Annotated in this window: 1 protein-coding gene; it reads right to left on the bottom strand. The window is 61.8% G+C overall.

Features of this window, described 5'->3' with window-relative positions; all coding sequences use genetic code 11:
• Positions 1-134: 134 nt before the first annotated feature.
• Positions 135-1247, bottom strand: a 1113-nt coding sequence (locus AWB65_RS34940; RefSeq protein WP_087671270.1) for an IS701 family transposase, incomplete at its 5' end; no start/stop codon positions are given.

The raw sequence follows: 1247 nt of genomic DNA on the forward strand, positions 1-1247 counted from the left end.
ACTGCTGGGCACGGTACTGATGTCGGCGTCGCCACATTGACCACGACATCACATGCTCAATGGAGTGGAGCGTTCGCCATATCAGTCGACACAGTAGCCGACGGATCTCCTGAATGCTGAAGGGCAACAAACCTTCAGATGTTTTTTTTGGCCTGTACCCTCAGGGCAGCCAACACCGCGTGTACTAGCAACGCCAGCGTGATGTGGCGGTACCAGCCTTGCCAGCGGCGCACCTCATATTGGTCGAGGCCGCATTCACCCTTCGCGGCCTCAAATCCCACCTCAATTTCCCATCGCCTGCCGGCAACGTTGACTAGGGTCTGACGGGTAGCCTTGCTGCGGGGCGCGTAGACCACGTAATACGCATGCTCCCGCTTTTCGTCGAGACTGCGTCGCACCAGCAAATAATGTCCGAAGCGACGCTCGGCCGCGCTCAGTTGCAAGCGCCATAGCGGAGTGAGTGCCCAGTCATACAGGCGCTCGCCTTTTGCGCCGACACCGGCCGAGAGACGACGCCAGGCCCGCGGCGGCAAAGCTTGCGTGATTCTGTCGGCGCGCACTGATGTCGGGCCTTGCCACCACAGCGGTTCGTTCTTTGCGACGGCCAGCACAAATGGTTGCGCGCGCGACTCGAGCCACAGTCTCAAGGGGCGGTCACCACCATAGACCTCATCGCCGCTGACCCAGCCACAGGGCATTCCTGCATCCAGCGCCCGTTCCAACATCCGGCGTGCGAGTTGCGGCTTGGTCGCGAATTTCACGGCGTCGGGCACCCCCGCCGCTTGGCCGCGACTGCGATCATCGATCCAGCCCTGCGGCATGTAGAGTTCCCGGTCAATAAATGCGCTGCCCCCGTTACCTGCGTAGCACAGGAATACGCCGATCTGGCTGTTCTCGATGCGGCCTGCTGTGCCGCTGTACTGGCGCTGCACGCCGGCAGAGTATTCGCCCTTCTTGAGGAAGCCCGTCTCGTCCACGATGAGCACCGCGTTACGCTCGCCGAGTTGTTCACCGACGTATTCACGCAGTATGTCGCGAGCCGCATCGGCATCCCACTGCGCTCGCTCAAGAAGGTGCTGCACGCCATCCGGCGTGGCTTCGCCCATCCACTCTGCGAGTTGCCAGCCGTTCTTGCGTTCGGCTGTGCCCAGCAAACCCTTCAGGTAGGCCAGCGACCGCTGCCGCGGCTCAGCACGTTTGAACAGGCCACCGAGTCTCTCATGCAAGCCATCCAGTTCACGTTCCCA

This window comes from Caballeronia humi, assembly GCF_001544475.1.
Taxonomy (GTDB): Bacteria; Pseudomonadota; Gammaproteobacteria; order Burkholderiales; family Burkholderiaceae; genus Caballeronia; species Caballeronia humi.